Below are 19,327 nucleotides of genomic sequence, written 5' to 3'. Positions count from 1 at the left end.
GACTTAGTCCTTCAGAAAGTCCGGCATCGCTGCGGGGCCATCGTTGCCACCGCCGTCGCGATTGCCGCCACCCTTGGGGCCGCGACCACGACCGCCGCGACGATCTCCGCCGCGTCCGCCACGACCGCCGCCCTTGTCGCCACGCGGTTCGCGCGGCGGGCGGGTGTCTTCGAGCTCTTCGCCGGTTTCCTGGTCGACCACGCGCATCGACAGGCGGACCTTTCCGCGATTGTCGATTTCGAGGACCTTGACCTTCACTTCCTGGCCTTCGGAGACGACATCGGTCGGCTTCTCGACCCGCTCGTTCTTCATTTCGGAGACATGGACGAGACCGTCCTTGCCGCCCATGAAGTTCACGAACGCACCGAAGTCGACGATATTGACGACCTTGCCGGTGTAGATCTTGCCGACTTCGGCTTCCTCGACGATGCCTTCGATCCACTTGCGGGCCGCTTCGATCTCGTCGGCGTTGCTCGACGAGATCTTGATCACACCTTCATCGTCGATGTCGACCTTCGCACCGGTTTCGGCAACGATCTCGCGGATCACCTTGCCGCCCGTGCCGATGACGTCGCGGATCTTCGACTTGTCGATCTGCATCGTTTCGATACGCGGAGCGTGCTTCGAAACCTCGGTGCGGGCGCCGGTGAGAGCCTTGGCCATTTCACCCAGGATGTGCGCACGTCCGGCCTTCGCCTGCTCGAGCGCCTTTTCCATGATTTCCTTGGTGATGCCGGCAACCTTGATGTCCATCTGGAGGCTGGTGATGCCTTCTTCCGAACCGGCCACCTTGAAGTCCATGTCGCCGAGGTGATCTTCGTCACCCAGGATGTCCGACAGGACGGCAAAGTCGTCGCCTTCGAGGATGAGGCCCATGGCGATACCCGAAACCGGACGCTTCAGCGGAACGCCTGCATCCATCATCGACAGCGCGCCGCCACAGACGGTAGCCATCGACGAGGAACCGTTGGACTCGGTGATGTCCGAGAGAACACGGATCGTGTACGGGAACTCCTCGGCATCCGGCATGACCGGATGGAGGGCGCGCCAGGCAAGCTTGCCGTGGCCGATTTCACGCCGACCGGTAAACCCGAAACGGCCCACTTCGCCGACCGAATAGGGCGGGAAGTTATAGTGCAGCATGAAGTTGTTGTACGAGAGACCCTCAAGCCCGTCGATCATCTGCTCGGCGTCTTTCGTGCCGAGGGTGGTGGTGCAGATCGCCTGCGTTTCACCGCGGGTGAACAGCGCCGAGCCATGCGTGCGCGGAAGCAAACCGACCATCGCCTCGATCGGGCGAACCTGATCGAGCTTGCGACCATCGATGCGGGTGCCGTCCTTGATGATCGAGCCGCGAACGATCTCGCTCTCGAGCTTTTTCACCAGCTTGAGCGTGCCGAGATATTCGGCCGGGTCGCTCTCCGCGAGGTCGGCGAACGCTTCGCGTGCCTTTTCACGGGCGGCGTTGACGGCATCCTGGCGTGCCGACTTATCGGTGATCTTGTAAGCGGCTTCGAGGTCCGAACCGATGGCGGCGCGAAGCTTGTCCATCTTGGCCGATTTGTCTTCGACCGGATCGAGGTCCCACGGATCCTTGGCAGCCTGCTCGGCAAGATCGATGATCGCGCCGACAACCTTCTTGCACTCGTCATGCGCGAACATGACTGCGCCAAGCATTTCTTCCTCGGACAGTTCCTTCGCTTCGGATTCGACCATCATCACCGCGTCTTGCGTGGCGGCAACGACGAGGTCGAGGCGACCTTCTTCGAAGATGTTCTGGACGCTGGGGTTAAGAACGTATTCGCCATCGACATAACCGACGCGGGCCGCGCCGATCGGGCCCATGAAGGGAACGCCTGAAAGCGTCAGCGCAGCGCTGGCTGCGATCATCGCGACGATATCGGGCTCGGTCTCGCCGTCATACGACAAGACCTGCGCGATGACGTTGATTTCGTTGTAAAAACCTTCCGGGAAAAGCGGGCGAACCGGGCGGTCGATCAGACGGCTGGTGAGCGTTTCCTTCTCGGTCGCGCGGCCTTCGCGCTTGAAGAAGCCGCCCGGGATACGGCCGGCTGCGGAGAATTTTTCCTGATAGTGGACGGTGAGCGGGAAGAAATCCTGCCCTTCCTTGACGCTCTTCGCAGCGGTGACCGCGCAAAGAACAACAGTTTCGCCATAAGTGGCGAGGACCGCGCCGTCAGCCTGACGGGCAATGCGGCCGGTTTCCAGAGTGAGGGTCTTTCCGCCCCACTCCAGCGATACGGTTTTCGTGTCGAACATTGATTTTCCTTTTGAACCCGCGGAGCCTCATTGCTGCGCGGGGCCTACAATTTCCGGGTATGCCGTCCCGGTCCGGTGCGGGGCTTAGTTCCGATGCCCCGAGGCTAGACCGCCGAATTGCAGTCTTCGCCCCTATTTTTTACCCTCAATCCGGTACTTTTAACCGGAGGGACTGTCGCTCTCAGTCAACTGGTAGTAATCATCGCAATCAAACGGATTTCCGTCCATACGGCAGATATCAGGGCTGTAAGTCGCGACGGTAGCGACGAAAGTAAGAAGGTTTGTCACGATCAAAAGCGCAAAAACGTAACGCTTTTTCATGGTATAACTCTTCCTGAATGCGAAAAAGGCGGCCCGTTTGAGCCGCCCTTCGCAAAGCTCTTATTTACGCAGACCCAGCTTCTGGATCAGGGCGTTGTAGCGCTCGACATCCTTCTTTTTGAGGTATGCGAGCAGGTTGCGACGCTTGTTGACCATCATCAGAAGGCCGCGGCGCGAGTGGTTGTCCTTGTGGTTGGACTTGAAGTGCTCGGTCAGGTTTTTGATGCGCTCGGTGAGGATCGCGACCTGGACTTCAGGGCTGCCCGTGTCGCCTTTGGCCTGGGCATTATCCTTGATGATCTCTTGCTTACGCTCGGCGGTAACCGACATATATTTTCTCTCTTACTCAGCGACATCGGGAAGGTTAAAACCCCTGACGACCTTCGCCGTCCCATCCTGAATTTCCATCAGCGCGACCGGGACGCTGTCCAGCATCGCACAATAGAGCCCGGATGGTTGGGGCAGTTCAGACAGGACCCGGCCCTGGCGGACCGCCTGCGCGTCTGTCTGAGAGAGGGAAAGGGCCGGGATGTCGTCCAGCCCTGCCTCCAACGGCAGGAGTAGGTCAGATAGTGGCGCGCCCTTACCGATTTCGTTGAGTTTGTCCAGAGAAATCGCCTGTTCCTGAAGGAACGGGCCGGCCTTTGTCCGACGTAGATAGGTAACATGACCGCAAGTTCCAAGGGCACGGGCGATATCGCGGGCGAGCGAGCGGATGTAGGTGCCCTTTGAGACATGGGCGGTCAGTGTGATTTCGTCGCGCCTGTCAGGAATGTCGGCGATGCTCAAGCCGTGGATCGTAACGGCGCGCTTCTTGAGCTCGACCTCCTCCCCCGCCCTTGCCCGGTCGTAGGCGCGTTTCCCGTCGACCTTCAGCGCCGAATAGACGGGGGGAACCTGTTCGATCGCTCCTGTGAATTGCGGCAGGACAGCCTCGATCTCGGGCAGGGATGGTCGGACATCGCTGCGGTCGATCACCTCGCCTTCGGTATCGAGCGTTTCGGTCTCTTCTCCAAAGCGGATGGTAAAATGGTAGATCTTGCTCGCATCGAGCATCCGCCCGGCGAGCTTGGTCGCCTCGCCCAGTGCGATCGGCAGTACGCCCTCGGCCAGCGGATCGAGCGTGCCGCCGTGCCCGACCTTGGTCTTTGCATAGCCGCCTTCACGAAGGTTACGTTTTACCGCACCGACCGCCTGCGTCGAGCCGAGCCCGCGCGGCTTGTCGAGGATGATCCATCCGTGGGGTGCGGGTTTTGTGTCGCTCATGCTCCGTCAGGCTGGGGATCGCCGCCGAGGAATACAAGCTGCGCGCGGTTGCCGAACACAGCAAGATTGGTGAACAGCGCCACCAGCACCGAGCTGAACAGGACGAACACCATCACGTCGATGTAATGCACCCACGGCAGGCCAATTGTCGCGTACCATGTCACGCCGCCGAAGTTCTCGGGCACGTAGAGGTAGAATGTGTGGAAGGCGTAGAGCGCGAAGCCCCAGACGAGGCCCGCCACAGCCGCACGCGCATCCATGTTACGGAACAAGAGAGCAGCGATGAAGGCCGAGAGAATCGGCATCGACAGCAGCCCGTTCAGCTCCTGCAACAGGTTGATTATGCTCTCCGCGCCCGCATAAAGCGGCACAAGCACCACTGAGAGTGCTGTCGCGATCACTCCGACCGTCAGGTTGAGCCGTTTCACATCGACATCCGGATTGAAGAACCGCCGATGGAAGTCGACCGAATAAAGCGTGATCGTCGCGTTCATCACCGCCGAATAGGTCGTCAGCACCGCCGCCGCGATCATCGCAGCGAACATGCCGCTGGTCCATTCGGGCAGCACCTCGCCGACAACCATCGCATAGGCCCGGTCGTCGACATCGCCGAACAGCTGGAAAGCGACGATGCCGGGGATGACGACGATTGGTGGAACAATCAGCACGCGAATGACCGCAGCGGCGATCACGCCTTTCTGCGCCTCTTTCACGTTTGGCGCGGCGAGCGCCTTTTGCGTGATGTTCTGGTTGGTCGACCAGTAAAAGATCTGGATGAACAGCATGCCGGTGAAGAGCGTGTGAAACGGGATCGGGCTGTCGAGCGATCCGATCATGCTCAGCCGATCCTCGGGCACGCCCGCGGCAATGTCCCAGCCGACCGCCTGCATCGCCAGCACCACCACGACGAGCGCCAGCGCAAGTATGCCGACGCCGGCGTAGGTATCTAGCACCGCCACCGCCCGCAGGCCGCCGAGGATCGCGTAGGCCGCACCCACAATCGCGAAGATCGCGGCGACCACCACCAGCGGCGCCTCCACCCCGAACAGCGTCTGCATGAACAGCGCGCCGGAATAGATCACGGCCGGGAGGTAAATCAGGAAGTTGCCCATCAGGAAGAGGGCGGAGATCACCGTGCGGATGCTCGCCCCGTCATAACGCTGCTCGAGCAATTGGGTGATCGTGGTGCAATTGTTGCGGTAGTAGATCGGCACAAACACGAAGGCGAGCAGCAGCAGGCCGACGAACCCCGCAAGTTCCCACCATGCGAGCAGCAGCATCTGGTTGCCGTTCATTCCGACAAGCTGGTCGGTCGAAAGATTGGTCAGCGTGATCGCGCCGGCGACGAAAAACCAGCTGAGCCCTCCCCCTGCCAGGAAAATCTCACGGTCGGCCGAAGCGTGGCTGGCCGCCTTTGCAGCGGCGACTTTGCGCCACGTCATCGCGGCAAGCAGCACCATCAGTGCGAAGAATACGCCGACCTGCACCATTGCGCTTGAAATCCTTCCCGATTTGTCCCGCATCCGGCGGCGGATTTGGGTTGTCCTAGCCGATGGACTCACGCATGGCGATGGCGATGACGAAGAGCGAGCCCGCCTCTCCCCGACATGTTTGCCTGACAGGCGGAGGAACCTTGCTGGTGCTCGATCTGTGCGAAGGCGAGCGAGCGCAGATCGTCTATGCGGGCCCGGATTTGGGCGCGGTCGACCCGGTGGAACTGGACCTGCTCTCGAAGCGCCAGCACGCTCCGGGAGGGCCGACCGAACCGATTGCGCTCTCATTGCTCAATGCGATCGGGACAGGGCACCCCTCTCCTCCCGGACTGCTGGCGCATGCAGGCGGCCAGCATTGGTCGCTCGATCCGCGCATAGTTTCGATTGTGCGTTCGGAGGAGCATTCCTGCACCATCGTCACTCGGGATGAAGCCAGCCGGATTTGCGCCGATCACACGATCACACTCGGTCCGGAGAGTGGTGTCGCCTCCTTCGCGTCGAAAATTCGGAACGAGGGCGACGTCTCGCTATGGCTCGAATGGTGCGCGGCTGCCTGCTTGCCGCTAGACGAGAGCCTGACGCGAGTGACCAGCTTCACCGGCCGCTGGGCAAGCGAATTCCAGACGGAAATGCACGATCTGGTTCGCGGCTCGTTCCTCCGCGAGAACCGCGCCGGAAGAACCAGTCATGACAGCTATCCCGGGCTGTACCTCGGGACACCGACGACCGGCGATGCACAAGGGTTGGCCTGCGCATTGCACCTGGGCTGGAGCGGCAATCACAGGCTGAGGGTCGACCGGCTGGCCGACAATACGTCCTCGATCCAGGCGGGCGAGCTGCTCCTGCCAGGCGAAATCAAGCTCGCTCCGGGAGAAACCTACACAACCCCGATGCTCCACGCCTGCTGGTCGAGCCAAGGCTACGGGGACATCACGCGCCGCCTGCATCGCTTCGTCCGCACGCGGCTGCCCCAACCCGATGCGCCGCGACCTGTGCATTACAACACGTGGGAAGCGGTCTATTTCGATCATTCGCCCGAAAAGCTGTTCGCCCTCGCCGAACGGGCTGCCGCCGTGGGGGCCGAGCGCTTCGTGCTCGACGATGGCTGGTTCGGGGCGCGCCGCAGCGACCGCGCGGGTCTCGGCGACTGGTTCGTTGCCGAGGACGTGTATCCGGACGGCCTGAAACCCCTCGCCGACCACGTCCGCTCGCTCGGCATGGAATTCGGCCTGTGGTTCGAGCCCGAGATGGTCAATCCCGACAGCGAGCTCTACCGCGCTCATCCCGATTGGGTGCTCGGGGTCGAGGGCCTCGAACCCATCGCTTCGCGCAACCAGTTGCCGCTCGACCTTACTCGGCCCGAAGTCTGCGATTACCTGTTCGAGCGGATCGACGCGCTCGTGCGTGAACTCGGCATCGCCTACATCAAGTGGGACATGAATCGCGATCTCCAGCACCCCGGCGGGCAGGACGGGCGCGCGATCGTCCATGACCAGGTCCGGGCGCTCTATGACCTGATCGACCGCATTCGCGCAGCGCATTCCGATCTCGTCATCGAAAGCTGTTCGAGCGGGGGCGCGCGCGCCGATTACGGCATCCTCGCCCGCACAGACCGCGTCTGGACCAGCGACAACAACGATGCGCGATATCGCCACGCGATCATGCGCGGAGGGGCGCATTTCCTGCCCCTGCCGGTGCTCGGCAACCACGTCGGGCCCAAACGCTGCCACACGACGGGCAGGCGCTTCGACATGGCTTTCCGCGCGGGAACCGCTGTGTTCGGTCACATGGGTATGGAGCTTGATCTCGCAGATGAAAGCGAGGCCGATCGGGCCGTACTCGCCAAGGCGATCGCGCTCCACAAGCGGCACCGCGGTCTGATCCATGGTGGCGACTATCATCGGCTCGAAACGCCGCCACATATCGGCGGGATCGGCACCGTGTCGCCCGATAAGGACGAAGCCTTGTTCCAGATCGCGGTGCTCGAGCAGCATCCGGGCACCCAGCCACCGCGCATCCGCTTTGCCGGACTCGACCCGGACAAGCGATACCGGCTCGAATGCATCTGGCCCGATGCGATGGGTGGCGAACAAGGCCCCTTTGCGGGATCGGCGCTGATCCACTACGGCCTGCAAATGCCCCTTACCTGGCCCGACACCTGTCTGATCTATCACCTAGAAGCCGTTGAATGAGCGAGAACTACGACCTCCTGATCGTCGGCGGCGGCGTCAACGGCGCTGGCATCGCGCGCGACGCGGCAGGGCGCGGCCTCAAGGTGCTGCTCGTCGAGAAAGACGACCTCGCAGGCCACACCTCCTCGGCTTCTACAAAGCTCGTCCATGGCGGTCTGCGCTATCTCGAACATCTCGAATTCCGGCTGGTGCGCGAAAGCCTGATCGAGCGCGAGCGGCTGCTCAACATCGCGCCGCACATAATCTGGCCATTGCGTTTCGTGCTGCCGCATGATGCGGGCCTGCGGCCCAAGTGGATGCTGCGGCTCGGCCTGCTCATGTACGACAATCTCGGCGGGCGAAAACTGCTTCCCCCGACGCGCACGGTAGATCTTCGCCAGCCACCGCATGCGGAAATCCTAGAAGACCGGCTGACGACGGGTTTCGAATATTCGGACTGCTGGGTCGAGGATTCGCGGCTTGTGGTTCTGAATTGTCTCGACGCCAAAGAACGCGGCGCGGACATCCGCACACGCACCGAATGTACCGGGCTCAAGCGTGGCACGAATGGTTGGACTGCGAGCTTGCGCAACGAGAGCGGGGAGCACACCGTTTTCGCACGCATGGTTGTCAACGCTGCCGGACCATGGGTCGATTCTGTGCTCGGCCGGGCGATCCCCGAGACCCGCCACGAAAACCTGCGACTGGTGAAAGGCAGCCACCTGATCTTCCCGCGTCTGTTCGAAGGCGAGCACTGCTACATCTTCCAGAACCGCGACGACCGGATCATCTTCGCAATCCCCTACGAGCGTGACTTCACGCTGATCGGCACGACAGACCAGGGGTTCGAAGGCGACCCAAACGATATCGAGATCTCGGCAGAGGAAGCCGCCTATCTTTGCGACGCGGCGAACGAATACCTCAAGACCGACATCGCGCCCGAAGGTGCAGTATCGAGCTATGCCGGGGTCCGACCGCTCTACGACGATAAGTCGGCGGACAATTCGACCGTAACCCGCGATTACGTATTCGAACTCGACAAAGGCGCGGACGGCGGCGCCCCCGCGCTGCTCTCGATCTTTGGCGGCAAGATTACAACCTATCGCAAGCTTGCCGCGCATGCGCTTGAGAAACTGGGTGTTTCCGGGGACGCTTGGACGGCGAAAGAAGACTTGCCCGGCGGCGATTTCGCTCCGGAGCAATTTGATGCGAAGCTCGCGGAATATCAGGCGCGCTATGACTGGTTCCCGCCCGAGAGCATCCGAAGGCTGTTCCGCGCCTATGGCACGCGGATCGACCGGGTGATGGGTGACGCGCAGGGGATCAACGATCTCGGCCAGCACTTGGGCGGCGACCTCTACGCTCGAGAACTCGAATATCTCGTCGAGCACGAATTCGCCCGCAGCGCCGAAGACGTGCTGTGGCGGCGCAGCAAGCTACGGTTGCACCTCGACGAAGAGGCCCAGGAACTCGTGCGAGACTGGTTCGCCAGGGAAATGGCGCAGTGACCGCCCTCGCCCGATCGCTCGGCGGCAAGCCTGTGCATCGCCGCGATCACCGCAAGGCCGACGGACGCATGCTGTACCTCTACGGACACGAACCGCACGAGCTGCCCGTCCAAGCTGAAAGCTCCGACCCGATCGCACAGGGAGGCGAAATCCGCCACCATCCCCTGCGCGACGAGTGGAATGTCTACGCCGCGCACCGGCAAAAGCGTACCTTCAAGCCGTCCGGCGCAGAGGACCCGCTTGCCCCGACGCTGCCCGACGGTCCCGAGACGGAAATCCCGTTCGCAGACTTCGAGCTCGCGATCTTCGAGAACAAGTTCGCCGCCTTTCACCCTAGCGCCGACACGGCCGCCGACCTGCCCGGGATTACGACAGAACCCGCGCGCGGCGCCTGCGATGTCGTCGTCTACGGACCAGAGGCCAGCGGCAGCCTGCACACGCTCGGCGCGGACCGGCGGCAGGTGCTGATCGCCGCGCTGATCGACCGCTACGAGGCGTTGTTCGGGGCGGGTTGCAAGTACGTGCTCCCGTTCGAAAATCGCGGTGACGAGGTCGGGGTGACGCTCCATCACCCGCACGGACAGATATACGGCTTCGAGCGTGTGCCCCCGGTCCAGCAGCGCACCATCGAAGCCTTTGCCGGTGGGTACGACCTCGCTGCCGAGATCGCGGCGGCCATGCCGGAATACGGGATCGGCGAGAGTGGCGGGATTGCCGCGTTCGTCCCGCGCTTCGCCCGCTTCCCCTACGAAGTCTGGCTCGCCCCGCGCGTCGCTCGCCGGGGACCGTGGGACTGCACCGACGAGGAGCTCGAAGCACTGGCCGACTGGCTCGGCGAGATCACGAGGCGCTATGATGCGCTGTTCGAGCAGCCTGCTGCGACAATGATGGCGTTCCACGCCGCGCCTGCTGGCGGCTCGGCGGGCTTCCACTTCACCGTGCAGTTCTATCCGTTGCTGCGCGCGCCGGGTCGGGTGAAGTATCTTGCATCGGTCGAGCAGCACAGCGGCACCTTCACCGTCGATGTGATGCCCGAGAGCGCCGCAAGAGCTCTGCGCGATGTCTGAGCTCTACACCGCCCGCGCACCGGGACGGGTCAACCTCATCGGCGAGCATACCGATTACAATGGCGGAATGGTGCTGCCCGCAGCGCTGACGGTCGGGCTGGAGGCCACCTTGATGCCTCGCGCCGATACGACGGTCGCGGTGAGTTCCAACGGTTACGATGCGCCTGCCATCCGCAACCTGGCCGACGATGCGGTTGGCGACTGGGCCGACCCGTGCGTCGGCGCGATCCGCGAGGCGAATGCGCTGGGGTTGCTCAAAGGGGGAGCGACCATCGATATTGTGTCGACCATTCCCGAAGGATCGGGCCTGTCCTCCTCGGCGGCGCTGATCGTAGCGGTGCTCAAGGCTGCCCGCGAAGCGGTGGTGGAGGGTCCCGGCGATATCGAGATCGCCATCGCCGCACGGCGGGTCGAGAACAATTACATGGGCGTGCCCTGCGGTATCATGGACCAGATGGCGGTCGCGCTCGCAACGCCCGGTACCGCGATGGCGCTGGACACCAAGGCGATGGCCTATGGCGTCGTCCCGCTCCCCGCGAACCACGAAATGGTGGTGGTGCATTCGGGCCTGACCCGCAAACTGACCGACGGGCGGTACGCCGCGCGCAAGGAGGAATGCGACGCTGCCAAGCGCCATTTCGGGACCGAGGACTTGTGCTTGCTCGACCTTGCGACGGTGGAAGCCAGCGATCTCGACGAGGTACCGAAGAAGCGCGCGCTTCACTGCCTGACCGAGAATGCAAGGGTCCACGCCGCCATCGCTGCGCTCGATGGCGGGCACATTGAGAGGTTCGGTCAAGCGATGAACGCAAGCCACGCTTCGATGCGCGACCTGTTCGAAATGTCGCTTCCCGAAATCGACGCACTGGTGGCCTCCGCAGTCGAACTCGGGGCAGTCGGCGCGAGGCTCACAGGTGGCGGCTTTGGCGGTTGCATCGTCGCCTGTGTCGAGAAGGACCTGCGCGAAGAATGGCTCGAAGCGCTGCTTTCACGCCATCCGCGAGCGCGCTTCATCGATGCGGTGGGTGGTTAAAGCAGGCCCGCAACCCCTTCCGCCACCGTCAGATACTGTTCGACCGCCCACATCACCGGCGGCATCACCACCTGCGCGATCCACCCTGTGCCGAACACCCAGCTCGCCACGATCAGCGCGATCAGCAGGAACATGCCGATCTGCTGCAGCTTCTCCCACCCCGCCTGCATGCTGCGAGGCAAGAGACCGCCGACGATATGCGACCCGTCGAACGGCGGGATCGGCAGCAGGTTGAACATGCCGAGGAACACGTTGAGCAGGATCATGTAGAACAGCATCGTGGTCAGCGGCCGGAAATCGCCCGCCGCATCCTCGATCAGCATCGCAGAACTCGCCGTGCTGCCGAAAGTCGCTCCGTCGGGAGCGAAGAGACCGAACAGGATCGCCGCGACGAAGGCGATCACGAAATTGCTTGCCGGACCCGCCGCCGCGACCGCCATCATTCCGTAGCGCGGATTGTCGAGCCGCCGCTTGTTGACCGGCACCGGCTTGGCCCAGCCGAACACCGGCCCGCCGAGCAGTGCGAGCACCCCCGGCACGAGCAGCGTGCCGACGGGATCGACATGCGGAATCGGGTTCAGCGTGAGCCGCCCGAGATTGCTCGCGGTCGGATCGCCAAGCCGTTTCGCCGCGTATCCGTGGGCGACCTCGTGAAACACGATGGCGACGACGAGGCACGGTATCAGCACCAGCGCGAGGATGAGGGTATCTACCATCGGCTGTAGATAGGCACGCGTGCGACCGCGCGCTAGTTGCCCAGCGCTTCGCTGAAATGTTTCCGGCACAGCGCGAGATAGCGATCGTTGCCGCCGATCTCGGTCTGCGCGCCCTCCGCCACCGGCTTGCCATCGGCATCAACCCGCAGATTCATCGTCGCCTTGCGCCCGCAGTGGCAGACCGCCTTCAGCTCGACCAGCGCGTCGGCGATCCCCAGCAGCGCCGCCGATCCGGGGAACAGCTCGCCCTGAAAATCGGTGCGGATGCCGTAGCAAAGCACCGGGATGCCCGCCTTGTCGGCCAGCCGCGCCAGCTGCCACACCTGTTCCCTCGTCAGGAACTGCGCCTCATCGACAAGCACGCAATCGAGCGGTTCGGCGAGGTGCGCGGAATGTATCGCCTCCCACATATCAGTGTCGGGGCGATAATGGTGCGCGCGTGCCTCCAGACCGATCCGGCTGCGCACCATCCCTTCCGAACGCGTATCGAGCTCGGCGGTCCAAAGCATCGTGCGCATGCCGCGTTCGCGATAGTTGAAATCGGCCTGCAGCAGCGTGGTCGATTTGCCCGCGTTCATGCTCGAGAAGTAGAAATACAGCTTGGCCATACGCCTGCCTAACCGCGGCGACGGAAAGGCACCAGACCCTCGCGAAACCATCAACAGCCACGCCATTCAGAGGGCAGACAGGCTCGCCCGGCAATGCTAGCCAGCTGCAAACATTCGCAATCAACGGGGATCAAGCGATGGCAAGTGCGGCTTCGGCTGAAAGCAAATCTGAAGGCATGACCGGCATTCTCGGCTGGATCGAACGGAGCGGCAACAAGCTGCCCGATCCGGTCTTCCTGTTCTTCTGGCTCATTTTCGGGCTGATCGTCATCTCGGTGATCGCGAGCCTGACGGGCGTTTCCGCATTGCACCCGACCGAGGTCGATCCCGAGACCGGCGCCGCGACTGTAATTACCGCGACAAGCCTCTTATCTGCGGAAAACATCCAGAGACTCTGGGTCGACATGCCGACCACCTTCACCCACTTCCACCCGCTCGGATACGTGCTGGTCGTGATGCTGGGCGCGGGAGTGGCCGAGCGCGCAGGCCTGTTCGGCACCGCGATGCGCGCGGGCGTTCGCGACGCACCCAAGGCCCTCCTAACCCCGATAGTCGTTCTCGTAGGGATGATGGGCAACCTCGCCGCAGATGCCGCTTACGTCGTCCTGATCCCTCTCGCAGGGATCATCTTCCACGCCGCCGGGCGCCATCCGATTGCGGGTATCGCCGCCGCCTTTGCCGGCGTCTCGGGCGGATTTTCCGCCAACTTGCTTCCGGGCCAGCTCGACGCGCTGCTGTTCGGGATCACCGAAGCCAGCGTCGAAACCGTATTCGGCGACTGGACCGCGAACATCGCGGGTAACTGGTACTTCATCGCCGCGATGACTTTCGTGTTTCTGCCGGTGATCTGGTACGTCACCGACAAGATCATCGAGCCGCGCCTCGGCGCCTATAACGCCGCCAACGCGACTCATGTCGATGCAGAAGACGAGGACAGCGACCGGCCGCTGACCGATGCCGAGCGCAAAGGCCTGAAGATGGCAGGTCTCGCCGTGCTCGGTGTCGTTGGAGTCTGGGTATTGATGACCTGGGGCCCGGGCACGCCGCTGATCGATGAGAGCGCGAGCGCAGAAGCGCAAATGACCCCGTTCTATCGCAGCCTCGTCGCCGCTTTCTTCGTTCTGTTCCTGCTGGCAGGCTGGGCCTACGGCAAGGCCGCCGGGACGATCGGTGACCACCGTGACCTCGTGAAGATGATGTCGGGCGCGATGGAGGATCTCGCATACTACCTCGTGCTCGCCTTTGCCGCGGCTCATTTCGTCGCGATGTTCGCGTGGTCGAACCTCGGCCTGATCCTTGCCGTACATGGCGCAGCCTTCCTCGGCAGCACCGACATGCCAGCATGGCTGCTGCTGACCTCGATCATCCTTGTCTCGGCGCTGCTCAACCTGTTCGTCGGTTCGGCGAGCGCGAAATGGGCGCTGATTTCGCCGGTTATGGTGCCGATGCTGATCCTGCTCGGGATCTCGCCGGAGATGGCGACCGCCGCCTACCGTGTCGGCGACAGTGCGACCAACATCATCACTCCGCTGATGGTGTATTTCCCGCTGATCCTGATCTTCTGCCAGCGTTGGGACAAGCAGTTCGGTCTCGGCTCGCTCGCCGCGGTCATGCTGCCGTTCTCGGTCGGGCTTATGTTTTCGGGCCTCGCGCTGACGATCGGGTGGGTCGTGATGGATATTCCGCTTGGTCCCGATGCCGGGGTTTGCATCGAGGTGCCGTCCGCCAACACCGATATCAGCGGCACATTCACACCACGGGCCTGCTGATGGTATAGTGTGAGCGGGGAAGGGAACGCCCTGCCCCGCTCGCACGTTCGGACAGGCAGGGATTGGAGAGGTAGCGATGCCGATAATTCGAAACGCCGTGTTCGCATTGCTGGCGCTTTTCGCCTCCGCTGCGCTTGCTCTCAATTCGTCGGCGCCGCGAAAATACCTGCTTGATTCAAACGCGAGCGACGTTTCGGCCAAGGTCGGTTTCTTCGGCCTGGCCAGCAAGACCGCACGCTTTCCGAAGATGAGCGGCGAAGTGCTGATCGTGCCAGGCGCACCCGAACGCGCTGTAATCGACGTGACCTTCGATGCGGCCGCGCTTGAAGCATCGGACGAGACGACCCTGAAGCGGCTCAAAGGCGACAAGTTCTTCTGGGTCGAAAAGTATCCGACGATCCGTTTCGTCGGCAAATCGCTCAAGCTAAAATCGCCCACGCGCGGGACGGTTTCGGGCGATCTCACCGCACGCGGGGTGACGAAGCCGCAAGTTCTTGACGTTACCTTCGACAGCGACCCGGTGACCGCGCCTGCCGGCGGGGCGGTAAGCTTCACCGCAACCACCACGATCGACCGCCGCGAGTACGGCATGAAGAGCTATCAGGTGATCGTCGGCAACAAGGTCGACATCAGGATGCGCGCGCGGATGGTTCCGCAGCGCTGATTATCTAAAGCTCGAGCATCCAGTGCTCGGTGGTTTCGGGTTTTCCGAAATCGTCCTGCTCTTCGCTGCCGGTCAGGGTGTAGCCCTCCGCGACATACAGCTTGCGAGCGCTGTCGAGCACGGCATGCGTCATCAACACGATGCGGACATATCCCGCCTCGCGGGCGAATGCGGTGCATTGGCGCACAAGCGCCATCCCGATCCCCATTCCGCGCGCTTCCGGTTCGACATAAAGCAACCGCAGCCGTGCGGTCTCCCGGTCTTCCTCGCACAGGAATACGCCGCCCATCATCTGCCCGTCGCGCTCGGCGACCCAGCATTGCTCGCGCCCGTCCTTGAAGTCGCGCAGGAAACGCCCGGCAATGTCGTAGATCATAGCCTCCATCGGGCGGCCCCAGCCCCAATGTTCATCGTAAAGCGCAGCTTGGCGCGCAGCGATGTGGCCGAGATCTCCGGAGCGGAATGTCCGCAGCGACCATCCGGCCGCATCAGTCATCGTCGCTGTCGCCGTCGAGGTCGCGTGCCACCTTCGGATCGCGCAATAGCGCCTCAATCCGGTCAGCCTCGGCAAAGCTCTCGTCCTTGCGGAACTTGAGCTTGGGCGCGAATTTGAGGCCAAGCCGCTTGGCAACCTCGCGCTGGAGGAAGGCGGTGTTCTGCCTGAGCGCATGGACCACATCGTCCTCGCCCGCGCCGAGCAGCGGCTTCACATAAGCCGTCGCATTGCGCAGGTCGGGCGTCATCCGCACCTCGGTCACCGCGATATTGGCGGAGCTGACAATCTCGTCATGGACCTCCTGCCGCGCGAGCAGTTCGGAAAGGATGTGACGCACCCGCTCGCCCACCTTGAGGACGCGGACCGAATGCTGTTCGGCGGTAAAGGGATCGCGTTTGGCCATACGTTCAGTCCATCTTTGCAAGGATGTTCTTGAGCGAGTTCATGTTTCGGGCGGTGCCTTTGCAACCGAGCCTGCGTTCGAGAAACTTGCTCGACAAATCGGACACACCGACACCGTGAACGTAATCCAGATACAGCACCCGGTCACCGAGCGCGAGCCGTTCGCTGCCCTTGCCCTTGTGCTCGTCAAGCAGCGCATCGAACCGCGCTTGCTCGGGCTGTTCGCTCAGGAAGATCGAGTGCACCATCCTGTCAGATCCATGCTCCGGGCCAGTGCCGTGGAAGGGGTTTTCGTCGATGGCGGCACAAACCTCGTCGCGGGTCCTGACCATGGCGCAGCTCCGAAAACCGAAGCGGGCGGATATGATTTCCTCCAGCCGCCTTTCAAGCGTGCTCGCCTGCCTGCGGTCTGTGACGATAACGTTGCCGCTCGCTGCGACTGTCTCCACCTCGCGGAATCCTTCCTCCGCGAGAACCGCCTTCAATGCCGCCATTTTCACTCGGTTTCCGCCGATATTGATGCTGCCGAGAAGCGCCAGATAGCGCGGCATCAGACCATCCCCGTTTCGGTCGGCGACGGGCGAGGCGTGGGGATTGCGGTCGAGGTTGCGCGGGCATGGATCGTGCCGTCCTCGGCGAGCAATTCGCCTTCGAGGAAGACCACGCGCCGTCCGGCCTTTACGACCCGGCCCTTGCCGATGATGGTTGCGCCTTCCGGGATAAGCCGGATGAGGCTCATCGACAATTCGAGGTTGAGCGGTGCCTGTTCGCCCCGGGTCGCGGCGACGAAGGCATAGCCCATCACATCGTCGAGATAGCCCGCGACAAGCCCGCCCTGCACGCCGCCGCGCCAGGTTGTCATCTCGCGCTTTACGGTGAAGCGCATCGTCGCGGTCAGCGTGTCTTCATCGAAAGAGACGAATTCCGAGCCGAGCAGCGACGAATGCGGGGATCCCCCCGCATCCTCCGGAAAATACGGTTCGCTGGCCACGTGGCGCCCCTTTTACGAGACTTCGAGAGTCCGCTCGCGCTCCTCGACTTCGAAGACTTCGAGGTTGTCGCCGGCCTGGATGTCGTTCGTGTCTTCCAGCACCACGCCGCATTCGAGACCCGCGCGAACTTCGTCCACGTCATCCTTGAAGCGCCGCAGCGATGCGATGGTCGTCGCCGAAACGATAACATCCTCGCGGGTGAGGCGCGCGTGGAGACCCTTGCGGATAACCCCGTCCACGACGAGGAGGCCCGCGGCCTTGTCCTTCTTGCCCGCAGGGAAGACCTGCTTGACTTCGGCACGACCGACAACGGTCTCGATCCGCTCGGGACCGAGCTCGCCCGCCATCTCCTTCGCCACCTCTTCGGTGAGGTGATAGATGACGTCGTAATACATCATCCGCACGTTGTCGCGCTTGACCAGTTCGCGTGCCTTGGCGTTGGGTCGGACATTGAAGCCGATAATCGGTGCGTCCGAGGCGGCCGCGAGAGTCACGTCGCTTTCGGTGATCGCGCCGACTCCTGCATGCAGGACGCGGACCTTGATCTCGTCATTCGAGATGTTGTGGAGCGCCGAGACGATCGCCTCGACCGAACCCTGAACATCGGCCTTCACCAATACCGGCCACTCGATGACGTTGGACTGCAAATTGTTGAACATCGTGTCGAAATTGGTCGGAGCAAGCGCGGTACGTTTCTCGGTCGCCTTTTCCTGGCGGTATTCGGCAACCTCGCGGGCGCGCTGTTCGTTTTCGACCACAGTCAGCTGATCACCGGCCGACGGCACGCCTCCGAGGCCCAGCACTTCGACCGGCATCGAGGGGCCGGCTTCCTTGATCTGCTTGCCCTGGTCGTTGACGATCGCGCGAACGCGACCGCTCTCGGTGCCGACGACGAAGGTGTCGCCGCGCTTCAGCGTCCCGCGCGTGATCAGCACGGTGGCGACCGGGCCGCGGCCCTTGTCGAGCTGCGCCTCGATCACCGTCGCTTCGGCATCGCGATCGGGGCGAGCCTTCAGTTCGAGTAGTTCGGCCTGCAATTCGATTTTCTCGATCAGCTCGTCGAGGCCGGTCTTTTCCTTGGCCGAGATTTCGACGTCCTGCACATCGCCCGACATTTCCTCGACGATGACTTCGTGCTCGAGCAGCCTGCTGCGGATGTTGTTGGGGTCCGCTTCGGGCTTATCCATCTTGTTGATCGCGACGATCATCGGGACGCCTGCAGCCTTGGTGTGATTAATGGCTTCGATCGTCTGCGGCATGATGCCATCGTCCGCCGCGACCACCAGCACCACGATGTCGGTGACGTTGGCACCGCGCGCACGCATTTCACTGAACGCGGCGTGGCCTGGCGTATCGAGGAAGGTAATCTTTCCGCCGCTCTTGGTCTTCACCTGATAGCTGCCGATGTGCTGGGTGATGCCTCCGGCTTCGCCCTTGGTCACATCGGTGCCACGCAGCGCATCGAGCAACGAAGTCTTGCCGTGGTCGACATGGCCCATAATGGTGACGACCGGCGGACGCGGCTTGAGCGTCTCTTCCGGGTCAACATCCTCATCGGCGACAATGTCGATATCCGCTTCGGAAACCTTCTGGATGTTGTGGCCGAACTGCTCGACCAGCAGCTCTGCCGTATCCTGGTCGATCGTCTGGTTGACGGTGACCATCATGTCGAGATTGAACAGTTCCTTCACGAGGTCCGCGCCTTTCTCGCCCATCCGCTTGGCAAGCTCGCCGACGGTGATGGCTTCGGGCACTACGACATCGCGGACCTGCTTTTCGCGCGGCTTTGACGGGCCGCCCTGCATCCGGCGTTCCTTCTCGCGCGCGCGCTTCAGCGCGGCGAGCGAACGCGCGCGGCGTCCTTCGTCCTCGTTCAGGGCTTTGGTGACGGTGAGCTTGCCCGACCGGCGCTTGTCCTTGCCTCCAGTCGCGGGCTTCTCGGAGCGCTTGTCTTCGCGCTTCTTCTTTTCCGGGCGCTTGGGCTCGGGCCGGGCAACCGGGGTGAACTTACGCGGAGCTGCGGTCGGTGAATCGTCTACTTCTGCCGCTGCGCTCGCATCGGCCTTTGCCTCAGCTTCGGCCTTCTTCTCTTCGGCTGCGCGCTTTTCGGCCTCTTCCTCGGCCTTGCGGTTTTCCTCGGCGCGCTTCTTTTCCTGTTCGGCTTCCTGCTTGGCCTTCTTGTCGTCGCGCTTGCGCGCTTCCTCGGCAAGCCGCAGGCGCTCCTCCTCGGCCTCGCGCTGGAGGCGGGCGACGCGTTCTTGCGGTGTCTCGTCCGAAGCGGCCGGCTTCTTGGGCGCAGCCTTCTTGGGCGTTTCCTTCTTGGCCGCAGGCGCAGGCGCGGGAGCCGGTTCCGGCGTGGGCTCGGGTGCGGGCGTCTCGCCCGGTTTGACGAGCTTGCGGCGGCGCTTCACCTCGACCGCGACCTTGTTCGTGCGGCCGTGGCTGAAGGTCTGCTTGACCTCGCCTGCATCGACCGCCCTTTTCAGGCCCAGCGGTTTACGGGTGCGTTTTTCTTTATCGTCGCTCATTCTAGCTCGTCAG

The 19,327-nt window shown here is 62.8% G+C and carries 17 protein-coding genes; 6 read left to right on the top strand and 11 right to left on the bottom strand.

The genetic code is table 11. The annotated features are described in order from the left end of the window. Positions 1 to 3: 3 nt before the first annotated feature. The 4 genes from pnp to ACI5KX_RS05695 form a co-directional block, all read right to left on the bottom strand. On the bottom strand, positions 4 to 2,280 hold the full coding sequence (gene pnp, locus ACI5KX_RS05710) for a polyribonucleotide nucleotidyltransferase (protein ID WP_406809714.1): 2,277 nt from the start codon (positions 2,278 to 2,280) through the stop codon (positions 4 to 6). Positions 2,281 to 2,661: 381 nt separating this feature from the next. Next, positions 2,662 to 2,931: a 30S ribosomal protein S15 gene (gene rpsO, locus ACI5KX_RS05705; RefSeq protein WP_406809713.1), complete on the bottom strand. Its 270-nt coding sequence runs from the start codon at positions 2,929 to 2,931 to the stop codon at positions 2,662 to 2,664. Positions 2,932 to 2,943: 12 nt separating this feature from the next. Further along, positions 2,944 to 3,867 carry a tRNA pseudouridine(55) synthase TruB gene (truB, locus tag ACI5KX_RS05700; protein WP_406809712.1) on the bottom strand — a complete coding sequence of 308 codons (924 nt, stop codon included), beginning with the start codon at positions 3,865 to 3,867 and terminating at the stop codon, positions 2,944 to 2,946. Continuing rightward, positions 3,864 to 5,357, bottom strand: coding sequence for an SLC5 family protein (locus ACI5KX_RS05695; protein ID WP_406809711.1), 1,494 nt, complete (start codon positions 5,355 to 5,357; stop codon positions 3,864 to 3,866). The genes truB and ACI5KX_RS05695 overlap by 4 nt, the downstream gene beginning before the upstream one ends. 62 nt (positions 5,358 to 5,419) lie before the next feature. Here ACI5KX_RS05695 and ACI5KX_RS05690 point away from each other — a divergent pair, with 62 nt between their 5' ends. From ACI5KX_RS05690 to galK, 4 genes are read left to right on the top strand one after another with little or no spacing between them, the layout of a single operon-like run. Continuing rightward, complete coding sequence (locus ACI5KX_RS05690; RefSeq protein WP_406809710.1) at positions 5,420 to 7,552, top strand: alpha-galactosidase; 2,133 nt, start codon at positions 5,420 to 5,422, stop codon at positions 7,550 to 7,552. Further along, complete coding sequence (glpD, locus tag ACI5KX_RS05685) at positions 7,549 to 9,039, top strand: glycerol-3-phosphate dehydrogenase (protein ID WP_406809709.1); 1,491 nt, start codon at positions 7,549 to 7,551, stop codon at positions 9,037 to 9,039. The genes ACI5KX_RS05690 and glpD overlap by 4 nt, the downstream gene beginning before the upstream one ends. Then, on the top strand, positions 9,036 to 10,106 hold the full coding sequence (locus tag ACI5KX_RS05680) for a galactose-1-phosphate uridylyltransferase (protein ID WP_406809708.1): 1,071 nt from the start codon (positions 9,036 to 9,038) through the stop codon (positions 10,104 to 10,106). The genes glpD and ACI5KX_RS05680 overlap by 4 nt, the downstream gene beginning before the upstream one ends. Further along, a complete protein-coding gene (galK, locus tag ACI5KX_RS05675; RefSeq protein ID WP_406809707.1) occupies positions 10,099 to 11,139 on the top strand; it encodes a galactokinase in 1,041 nt (346 codons plus the stop codon). The genes ACI5KX_RS05680 and galK overlap by 8 nt, the downstream gene beginning before the upstream one ends. Here galK and ACI5KX_RS05670 read toward each other — a convergent pair. After that, positions 11,136 to 11,855 (bottom strand): site-2 protease family protein, encoded by a 720-nt coding sequence (locus ACI5KX_RS05670; protein ID WP_406809706.1) that lies wholly within the window; start codon positions 11,853 to 11,855, stop codon positions 11,136 to 11,138. The genes galK and ACI5KX_RS05670 overlap by 4 nt on opposite strands. 32 nt (positions 11,856 to 11,887) lie before the next feature. Beyond that, complete coding sequence (locus ACI5KX_RS05665) at positions 11,888 to 12,463, bottom strand: thymidine kinase (RefSeq protein WP_406809705.1); 576 nt, start codon at positions 12,461 to 12,463, stop codon at positions 11,888 to 11,890. Positions 12,464 to 12,639: 176 nt separating this feature from the next. On the opposite strand from ACI5KX_RS05665, the gene ACI5KX_RS05660 reads away from it, so the two are divergent. Continuing rightward, on the top strand, positions 12,640 to 14,232 hold the full coding sequence (locus ACI5KX_RS05660; protein ID WP_406809704.1) for an AbgT family transporter: 1,593 nt from the start codon (positions 12,640 to 12,642) through the stop codon (positions 14,230 to 14,232). 76 nt (positions 14,233 to 14,308) lie between these two features. Then, positions 14,309 to 14,896 carry a YceI family protein gene (locus tag ACI5KX_RS05655; RefSeq protein WP_406809703.1) on the top strand — a complete coding sequence of 196 codons (588 nt, stop codon included), beginning with the start codon at positions 14,309 to 14,311 and terminating at the stop codon, positions 14,894 to 14,896. A 4-nt stretch (positions 14,897 to 14,900) separates the two neighbouring features. Here ACI5KX_RS05655 and ACI5KX_RS05650 read toward each other — a convergent pair whose 3' ends face one another. From ACI5KX_RS05650 to infB, 5 genes are read right to left on the bottom strand one after another with little or no spacing between them, the layout of a single operon-like run. Then, the gene (locus tag ACI5KX_RS05650; RefSeq protein ID WP_406809702.1) at positions 14,901 to 15,392 is read right to left on the bottom strand and encodes a GNAT family N-acetyltransferase; all 492 of its coding nucleotides are present in this window, start codon (positions 15,390 to 15,392) and stop codon (positions 14,901 to 14,903) included. After that, positions 15,385 to 15,795, bottom strand: a complete 411-nt coding sequence (gene rbfA, locus ACI5KX_RS05645; RefSeq protein ID WP_406809701.1) for a 30S ribosome-binding factor RbfA — start codon at positions 15,793 to 15,795, stop codon at positions 15,385 to 15,387. The genes ACI5KX_RS05650 and rbfA overlap by 8 nt, the downstream gene beginning before the upstream one ends. A gap of 4 nt (positions 15,796 to 15,799) precedes the next feature. Then, positions 15,800 to 16,345, bottom strand: coding sequence for a DUF1697 domain-containing protein (locus ACI5KX_RS05640; RefSeq protein ID WP_406809700.1), 546 nt, complete (start codon positions 16,343 to 16,345; stop codon positions 15,800 to 15,802). After that, positions 16,345 to 16,785, bottom strand: coding sequence for a PaaI family thioesterase (locus ACI5KX_RS05635; RefSeq protein WP_406809699.1), 441 nt, complete (start codon positions 16,783 to 16,785; stop codon positions 16,345 to 16,347). The genes ACI5KX_RS05640 and ACI5KX_RS05635 overlap by 1 nt, the downstream gene beginning before the upstream one ends. 12 nt (positions 16,786 to 16,797) lie before the next feature. After that, positions 16,798 to 19,314, bottom strand: coding sequence for a translation initiation factor IF-2 (gene infB / locus ACI5KX_RS05630; RefSeq protein WP_406809698.1), 2,517 nt, complete (start codon positions 19,312 to 19,314; stop codon positions 16,798 to 16,800). Positions 19,315 to 19,327 lie beyond the last annotated feature (13 nt).

It is taken from the genome of Erythrobacter sp. GH1-10 (assembly GCF_045363165.1).
In the GTDB taxonomy this organism is placed as follows: Bacteria; Pseudomonadota; Alphaproteobacteria; order Sphingomonadales; family Sphingomonadaceae; genus Erythrobacter.
The sequence above is the reverse complement of the archived record's forward strand: the minus strand, read 5'-3'. Positions and strand labels throughout refer to the sequence as shown.